The sequence below is a fragment of the Nitratireductor alexandrii genome (assembly GCF_004000215.1).
GTDB lineage: Bacteria > Pseudomonadota > Alphaproteobacteria > Rhizobiales > Rhizobiaceae > Mangrovimarina > Mangrovimarina alexandrii.
In genome coordinates, this window is the sequence record NZ_RBVY01000001.1 from 776,000 (window position 1) to 784,035 (window position 8,036).

Consider the following 8,036-nt stretch of genomic DNA (forward strand, 5'->3'; position numbering starts at 1 on the left):
CCGGCCAAGGCGCGCGCGCAGACAGGGCGGACAAGGCGCGGACGGCACGGCGCGGATACTCAAAGCGCCGACGAGGTGTCGCGTTCGCTGGCGACCCGGATCGGCGCGGCTTCGCGGAAAAGCCGCGTCATCTGACGCAACAGCCGGGTGGTTGCCGCCGACATTACCGGCGGCCGGCCGGCGGCCTCGCCGTCACCGTCGCCGTCGCCGTCGGCATCGGCGACCTTGGGCGCGTCCTTGCCCTCCAGGAACGGCTTGTCGATGCCGGGGATCGGCTTCAACTCGATATTGTTGTGGGCGTAGGTCATCAGCCGCTTCCAAGTCATCGCCGGCAGCGAGCCGCCCGTCATGTTGCGCGTGGGGGTCGACTCGTCGTTGCCGAACCAGACCGCGGCGGTGTAGTTGCCGGTGAAGCCGACATACCAGGCGTCCTTGTAGGCCTGGGTGGTGCCGGTCTTGCCGGCGCTGCGGATGCCGTCGAGCGCGGAGCGCCGCGCCGTGCCGATCTCCGGCACCTGGACCATGATGGAGTTCATGTAGCCGACCGACTGCTCGCTCAAAACCCGCTGCGGCTCCGGCGCGTCGCGGCGCCAGTCGTAAACGACCTCGCCGGAATGGGTGCGAAGCTGGGTGATGCCGTGCCGCCGGCCGGCGAGGCCGCCATTGGCGAAGACGTGAAAGCCGGTCGCCTGGTCGAGCACGGTCAACCCCGACGTGCCCAGAACCATGGTCTTGTCGGAAAACACCGGCGATTCGATGCCCATCGCCTCGGCCAGTTCCTTGATCGGCTTGATGCCCAGATGCTCCTTGGCCAGGCGCACCGGCACGGTGTTGATCGACTTGATCAGCGCGGTGGAGAGTGGGATGCTGCCGCGATAGCCGCGCGAATAGTTTTTCGGCGACCAGCGCCCCCAGGTGATCGGCGCGTCGCGCACGATGGTGTCGGGCGTGAAGCCGTTTTCCATCGCGGTCGCATAGACATAGGGCTTGAAGGAGGAGCCGACTTGGCGCAGCGCGCGGGTGGCGCGGTTGAACTGGCTGGTGCCGTAGTCGCGCCCGCCGACGATGGCGCGCACCGCGCCGCCGTCGTCGATGACGACGATCGCGCCCTGCTTGACGCCGTAATCCTTGCCGTACTGGCGCAGATGGTATTCCAGCGCCTCCTCGGCCGCCGACTGGATGTTCATGTCGAGCGTGGTGCGCGCGACCAGCGAATGGGTCGGCAGCCGCGCCGCCAGTTCCTTGACCTCCTCGAACACCCAGTCGAGGAAATAGTCGGGATGCTGCTGGTTGTCGCGGTCGACGACATTGGCTGGCTCGCGCCGGGCCGCGATAACCTGGCCCTCGGTCATGAAGCCGGCCTGGACGATGTTGGTCAGCACCTCGTTGGCGCGGGCGCGCGCGGCCGGCAGGTTGATGTGCGGCGCGTAGCGCGCCGGCGCCTTGAACAGGCCGGCCAGCATCGCCGCCTCGGCGAGGTCGACGTCCTTTATGCCCTTGTCGAAATAGAAGTCGGCCGCCGCCGTGATGCCGAACGTGCCGCCGCCCATATAGGCGCGGTCGAGATAGAGCTGCAGGATCTCCTTCTTGGTCAGGTTCACCTCCAGCCACACCGACAGGAAGGCTTCCTTGACCTTGCGCTCGATGGTGCGCTCGTTGGACAGGAAAAGGTTCTTGGCCAGCTGCTGGGAGATGGTGGAGCCGCCCTGGACGACGGAATTGGCGCGCATGTTTTCCGTCATCGCCCTGGCGAGGCCGATGACGTCGATGCCGTAATGGTCGAAGAAGCGCCGGTCCTCGGTCGCCAGCACCGCCTTGATGACGTGGTCGGGGATCTCGTCGACCGGCACGGAATCGCGCTGGATGATGCCGCGCTGGCCGATCTCGTTGCCGTAGCGGTCGAGCACGGTGACGGCGTAGTCGGCCTGGGCGCGCCAGTTGCCGGCGGTTTCCTCGAAGGCGGGCATGGCCAGCGCCAGGAGCACGACCGAGCCGGCCGCGCCGAGCGTGACGCTCTCGCTCAGCGCCTCCACCACGCCGCGGCGCCAGCCATAGACGCGGAACCGGCGGAAGAAGATGGTGATCGTTTCCCAGATCTCGCCGGCCTTGAACCCGGCCTCATAGAGGCTGGAATCGATCCAGGCGTCGATCTCGAGCAGTTTCGAGGTTCGCGGGGCGCGTGTCTTTTTTTGTTCGAATGGGTTGTCCATCAACCGCTTGTCCGTAAGCCATCGGGCAGGCAAGCTGCGTTCCCATACGGGCGAATTTCAGGCGGCCCACCACTTCCGCTGCGGCATCATTGCACCAAAGCGGCCGGCGCATACAAGGAAAAACCGGCCGCAGACCTTTGCAACTTCGCGTCATCGTAAAGAAGGTAGGAGAATATTCCAGAACGCCGGGGCGATGGCCCGGCGGGGAACGGACGTCCGTTTGCGGGCGGGGCGGCGGAAGAGGCGTCGTCACGCGCGGTATGGCTCCGCGCCGACCGGCACGGCGGCGACGCGCATCTGCGGTGCCGGCTGGCGGAGATGGATTGCCGGGAGCGTCGCCGCGCTGGTCGAGCCCGGCGATCCTGTCCTACCTTCCACGTCAACACCGCCACCACGGCATCCGCTCGCGAAGCGCTGGTGCGCAACGTGTCTTGCGACACCACGCTCTACACCGACGAGTCCCGCCTCTATACCGATACCGGCAAGGAATATGCCGGCCACCGCACGGTAAAGCACACCGCGAAGGAATATGCCCGCCGCGCAGGCGATGTTGTCGTGGACACCGACACGATTGAAAACGTGTTCTCCATCTTCAAACGCGGCAGGGTCGGTGTCTATCAGCATTGCGGCGAGGCGCATCTGCACCGCTACCTTGCCGAGTTCGATTTCAGGCATAACCGCCGCATGGCGCTCAAGATTTCCGATGCAGAACGCGCCGAAGACCTGTTGCGCGGCGCTCGCGGCAAGCGTCTTACCTATCGGCGGACTGACGAAGCCGCGCACGCTTAAGCAAAAGGCACGAAGACTCCAAAGAATGCGCAAAAAGAAGTAACCTCCCGTCTTTCAGGCGGGAGGATTGCCCTGTGCGTGAGTTAGCCAAAGCACTTTTTCAAAGCGCGATTGAGGTTGCTAACGGGTTCCGCCAGCGATGCCATGAATTGGAATCCGAGCTTCATCAAGCGAAGACGAAAGTAGTCCAGATACAAGCGCAACTTGATGCGGCGAACTTCTCTATTAAGCGCCTTGATGGCTTTCAACCGGCGCTCGGGGGAAAGCTCCAATGCCCCCATTGCTGGATCGCTCGGGGCGCAAATGTCGCCATGGCTCCGCAGCCCAGCGGTGCCGATATGGACATTTTCAGATGTCGCGAGTGTCATTTTGAGTTCACATCCTGACGCTTCTTGGCGCCGCGCTTAGGCGGTTTCTTCTCTCCCTTTCCGGCTTTGGGATCGGGCGGGGTTTTCAGCAGGCGGCGCAATACCTCGTCGCCCTTTTCCTGGTCCTTGCCTTTGGGGTTTTCTGACATGGACATCTCAATCCTGAACAATGCATTCTTTCAGGCTAGACTAAAGGTCAATCGGGCCGACCGCCACTTCCAAGAGGCGCAGGCGTGGTTCAAGGGCTACATCGAATCCGATTTCTGCAAACTTATCGAAGAGCGTGACCCTGAGACCGGCGGCCAGAGCTTTCGCGTCGAAGCGGCACCTATCCCTCCCGATTTGGTGCTCGCAATCGGCGACACGTTTCACAGTTTGAGCTGCGCTATCGACTATGTGATGACCGGCATGGCTCGCGCGGCAGGTATTTCGGCGGCGCGCGTAGGTTTCCCAACCGATGAAACGAGGCAGGCGCTTCGTCAGTCCTTCATTGCCCCCAAGAAGGCCGGAGCCAAAGACCCACCTAAGCGTCGAATAATGAAGACATTCCCCGCTTTCGTGATGCTCCTGCTCCAAAGCATAAAACCTTACCGTGGAGGGAATTTTCTGCTTTGGGAGGTGAGAAAGGTCGACAACATCGACAAGCACAACCTGATTGTGCCCTCCGTAACAATCAGCGAACTGCGCGGAGTCTCGCTTCTCGATAAGACATACAACAACAGTTTCGGGAGCGTGAACGCCAAGGTCGGTGCCGGCGGGCGTGTCAACCTTGTTATGTACAACAACCCCGGCGGCAAGCTGAAAGTAACAAACAAGGGCCAAGCATCCGCGAGCATAACCTTCGCCCAAAGCATGGAAGTCTTCCCGGGTGAGTCTGTTTTCCCAACGCTCCTGCAATGCATTCAGGCCGTCGATCAGGCGATCTCTCTGATCGAACGCGTAGGGACTAAACCCTACATTGCCTCCTGAAAATTCCGGCCCGTCACGCTCTGTTTTCATGGCACCTCCGATTATGGTACGTCAAGTGCATAAATAGGAAAAAAATCCTTGACACCGTGACGGGGCTTTGGTAGGGTTCGATTATCGTCGGACAGTTGCGCCAGAGTGGCCGGTCGGGCCGGAGGCGCGGGGGTGTTGCGAGACATCGCCAATGTCCGCGACGGACGAAATCCTGGGCGACGACGTTCCAGACGACGAAAAACCCAAACACAAGAAAACGATCGGGATCGGTTGATGGTGCTGGCTGCGGCGGCGCGCTGGGCGGCGGCGCGGCGCGTTTTCGAGGACGGGAAAGCGGGGTTTGCCACGATCGCGCAGCTGACCGGCTGCGGCGAGGCCAGCCTGGCCCGCCGCGTCCGGCGCGAGGGCTGGCGGGCGCCGCAGCAGACCGAGATCACGCCGGACCATCTGGCGCGGCTGCGGCGCGAGCTGGCGCGCTGGATCGGCCGTATCGAGACACTCGGCGCCGCGCTCGAGGCCGGGGAGGGCGGGGTCGACAAGGCCGATCTCGACGCCGCGCTGGCTGCGTTTCGCGCCCTGGAGAAGGCCGAGGACATGGCCCGCGCCCAGATGACGGAAGACACCATAAATAATGACGCCGAAAAGGCCGCCGTCCTGGAGAAGATCAACCAGCGCATCGTCGCGCTCGCCCACGAATTCGCCGCCGAGATCGTCGACGGAGGCGGCGGCGGCGCGGGAGGCGGGATGGACGCCGAGCCAGGATGAGGCCTGGACGATCCGCCACGAATGGATGGTCTTTGCCCGCGCGCGGCAATATCCGCTGCTGTGGCCGCCCGGACGCTCCTGGCTGGTGCTGGGCGGGCGCGGGGCGGGCAAGACGCGGCTGGGGGCGGAATGGATCGACATGCTGGTGCGCGGCCTGCCGCCCTTCGCCCACCGCAAATACGGCCGGCTGGCGCTGATCGGCGAGACGCTGGCCGACGTGCGCGAGGTGATGATCGACGGGCTGTCGGGGATCGCCGCGCGCGCCCGGCAGGCGCGGCCGCGCTACGAGCCCTCGCGGCGGCGGCTGGTGTGGCCGGGCGGGGCGACGGCGCAGATCTTTTCCTCGGAGGATCCCGAAAGCCTGCGCGGGCCGCAATTCGACGCCGCCTGGTGCGACGAGGCCGGCAAATGGCGCCATGCCGAGGCCTGTTTCGACATGCTGCAGTTCGGCCTGCGGGTCGGGCCGGCGCCGAAACAGCTGATCACCACCACGCCGCGACCGACCCCGCTTCTGCGCCGGCTGCTGGCCGACCCGGCGGTGACGGTGACGCGCATGAAAACGGTCGACAACCAGGCCCATCTGGCTGCCGGTTTCATCGACTGGCTGCGGACGCGCTACGGCGGCACGCGGCTCGGCCGCCAGGAACTGGACGGCGAGATGATCGCCGACCGCGAGGACGCGTTGTGGTCGCGCCAGATGGTGGAACGCACCGCCGGGGGACGGGCGGACGAGACGCCCGGCCGCATCGTGGTGGCGGTCGACCCGCCGGCGAGCGCGCGCCGCACCTCGGACGCCTGCGGCATCGTTGTGGCGGGCGCGGTCGGTGACGGTCGGGCGCTGGTGATGGCCGACGCGACGATGCGCCGGGCGCGGCCGACGGCGTGGGCGCAAAAGGCGGTGGCGCTTTACCACCGCTATGCGGCCGACAGTATCGTGGTCGAGGTCAACCAGGGCGGCGACATGGTGTCGACCGTCATCCACGGCGTCGACGCGAGCGTGGCGGTCAAGCCGGTACGGGCGACGCGCGGCAAGTGGCTGCGCGCCGAGCCGGTGGCCGCCCTCTACGAGCAGGGGCGCGTGGCGCATGCCAGGCGGTTTCCCGAGCTCGAGGACGAGATGTGCGATTTCGGCCCCGGCGGGCTTTCCGACGGCCGCTCTCCCGACCGGCTCGACGCGTTGGTGTGGGCGCTGACCGAACTGCTTCTGGGACCGCACGCAACGCCGCGCATCCGGGAAATCCACTAGAGCCGTTCTGCTTTTCCCGGATTGGCAGACCGGCTCCAACCTATTGTTTTAACGCGTTTCCGAACGGCGAGCCGGCTTCCACTTCGCCTGGAAACGCCATAGCGCAGGAATTTTCGATGACCTGGAACTGGCCGTGGGCGCCGCGCCCCGACGGTGCGACGACGGCTGCCGAGACAAAGCAGGCCGGGCCGATCGGTTTCGTCGCGCTGCATATGCAAAACGAGGCGAACTGGACCCGGCGCGACTATGGCGCGCTTGCCCGCGAGGGCTTCATGCGCAACCCGGTCGTGCACCGCTGCGTGCGGCTGATCGCCGAGACGGCCGCCGCGGTGCCGTGGCTGCTCTACGAGGGCGCGGCCGAACACGGCGAGCACCCGCTGATGGAACTGATCGACCGGCCGAACCCGCGCCAGGCCGGCGGTGCCTTCTTCGAGGCGCTCTACGGCCATCTTCTGCTTTCGGGCAACGCCTATGCGGAACTGGTCGAGGCCGGCACCGATGGGCGCGAACTGCATTTGCTGCGGCCCGACCGGGTGGCGGTGGTCAGCGACGAGGCCGGTTGGCCGGTGGCGCTCGACTACCGGCATGACGGCTCGAAGAGGCGCGTGCCGCTGGGGCGGCCGGGCGCGGGCGCGGCGCAGTTTTCGCTCTTTCACCCGCTCGACGACCATTACGGCTTTCCGCCGTTGCAGGCCGCGCTGATGGCGCTCGACACCCACAATGCCGCCGGGCGCTGGAACAAGGCGCTGCTCGACAATTCGGCCCGGCCGTCGGGAGCGTTGGTCTATGCGCCCAAGGACGGCGCCAATCTGACCGAGGAGCAGTTCGAGCGCCTGAAGGCGGAACTGGAGCAGGGCTATGGCGGGCCGACGCGCGCCGGGCGGCCGCTGCTTCTGGAAGGCGGGCTCGACTGGAAGGCGATGGGCCTGTCGCCAAAGGACATGGATTTCTTGCAGGCCAAGAACGGCGCGGCGCGCGACGTGGCGCTCGCCTTCGGCGTGCCGCCGATGCTGCTGGGCATTCCCGGCGACAACACTTATGCCAATTACGCCGAGGCCAACCGGGCGTTCTACCGCTTGACGGTGCTGCCGCTGGTCGGCCGCATCGCCAAGGACCTTTCCGCCTTCCTGGGGCCGGCCTTCGGGCGTGGCCTGCGGTTCTGGTACGACGCCGACCGCATCGAGGGCCTTTCAGGCGAGCGCGACGCGCTGTGGGCGCGGGTCGACGCGGCAAGCTTCCTCGGCGACGACGAAAAGCGCGAGGCGGTCGGCTATCCGCCGAGGGGGGGCTAGCGGCCAAGGCCGGGTTTCGCCCCGACCAGCCGCGCGTGCCGAAGGGCAATCCCGATGGCGGCCAGTGGACCGACGAGGGGTGCTGTGCGCGGGTGATACCGGTTCAGGCCAGGCCGACTGGCGGTCGCGGCGGCCCGCGCCGTGTCGGGGGACGCTGGCGAAACGTGCCGCCGGCGCAGGCGGCGCAGCTGGCAATCAGCAACAGCCGGATGCGCGCTGCCGTGCAGCGTGTACGGGAACTCGATCCGAGATGGAAACCGCGTCCGAGCGCGTACGAGACGGTGGAGGGTGAGATTGCCGCCAACCGGGCAGCGATGCGCGAGGCCGAAGCCAGGCTGCTGGAATTGCAGCGCATGGGGATCGGACCGGGTCCATATGCCAAGGAATCGCTGCCGGCGCGCAGTTC

At 65.9% G+C, this 8,036-nt stretch carries 7 protein-coding genes and 2 pseudogenes; 6 read left to right on the forward strand and 3 right to left on the reverse strand.

Annotation, left to right across the window (positions count from 1 at the left end; all coding sequences use genetic code 11):
* Positions 1 to 59: 59 nt before the first annotated feature.
* Positions 60 to 2,210, reverse strand: a complete 2,151-nt coding sequence (locus EP380_RS03670) for a transglycosylase domain-containing protein (RefSeq protein WP_127596694.1) — start codon at positions 2,208 to 2,210, stop codon at positions 60 to 62.
* A gap of 339 nt (positions 2,211 to 2,549) precedes the next feature.
* Here EP380_RS03670 and EP380_RS03675 point away from each other — a divergent pair.
* Positions 2,550 to 2,999, forward strand: a pseudogene (locus EP380_RS03675) (transposase); the annotation flags it as partial.
* A gap of 83 nt (positions 3,000 to 3,082) precedes the next feature.
* Here EP380_RS03675 and EP380_RS03680 read toward each other — a convergent pair.
* Entirely contained in the window at positions 3,083 to 3,367 is a 285-nt protein-coding gene (locus EP380_RS03680) for a hypothetical protein (RefSeq protein WP_127596697.1), read from the reverse strand.
* Entirely contained in the window at positions 3,364 to 3,516 is a 153-nt protein-coding gene (locus tag EP380_RS23505; RefSeq protein WP_164749741.1) for a hypothetical protein, read from the reverse strand. The genes EP380_RS03680 and EP380_RS23505 overlap by 4 nt, the downstream gene beginning before the upstream one ends.
* On the opposite strand from EP380_RS23505, the gene EP380_RS03685 reads away from it, so the two are divergent.
* From EP380_RS03685 to EP380_RS03705, 5 genes and pseudogenes are all read left to right on the forward strand, one after another.
* A complete protein-coding gene (locus tag EP380_RS03685) occupies positions 3,515 to 4,336 on the forward strand; it encodes a hypothetical protein (protein WP_127596700.1) in 822 nt (273 codons plus the stop codon). The two genes, EP380_RS23505 and EP380_RS03685, sit on opposite strands and share 2 nt — an antisense overlap.
* Before the next feature lie 264 nt (positions 4,337 to 4,600).
* Positions 4,601 to 5,092, forward strand: a complete 492-nt coding sequence (locus tag EP380_RS03690; protein ID WP_127596703.1) for a hypothetical protein — start codon at positions 4,601 to 4,603, stop codon at positions 5,090 to 5,092.
* A gap of 25 nt (positions 5,093 to 5,117) precedes the next feature.
* The gene (locus EP380_RS03695) at positions 5,118 to 6,338 is read left to right on the forward strand and encodes a DNA-packaging protein (RefSeq protein WP_127596706.1); all 1,221 of its coding nucleotides are present in this window, start codon (positions 5,118 to 5,120) and stop codon (positions 6,336 to 6,338) included.
* A 116-nt stretch (positions 6,339 to 6,454) separates the two neighbouring features.
* Positions 6,455 to 7,630: a phage portal protein gene (locus EP380_RS03700; RefSeq protein WP_127596708.1), complete on the forward strand. Its 1,176-nt coding sequence runs from the start codon at positions 6,455 to 6,457 to the stop codon at positions 7,628 to 7,630.
* A gap of 164 nt (positions 7,631 to 7,794) precedes the next feature.
* Positions 7,795 to 8,036 (forward strand): annotated as a pseudogene (locus EP380_RS03705) (hypothetical protein); the annotation flags it as partial.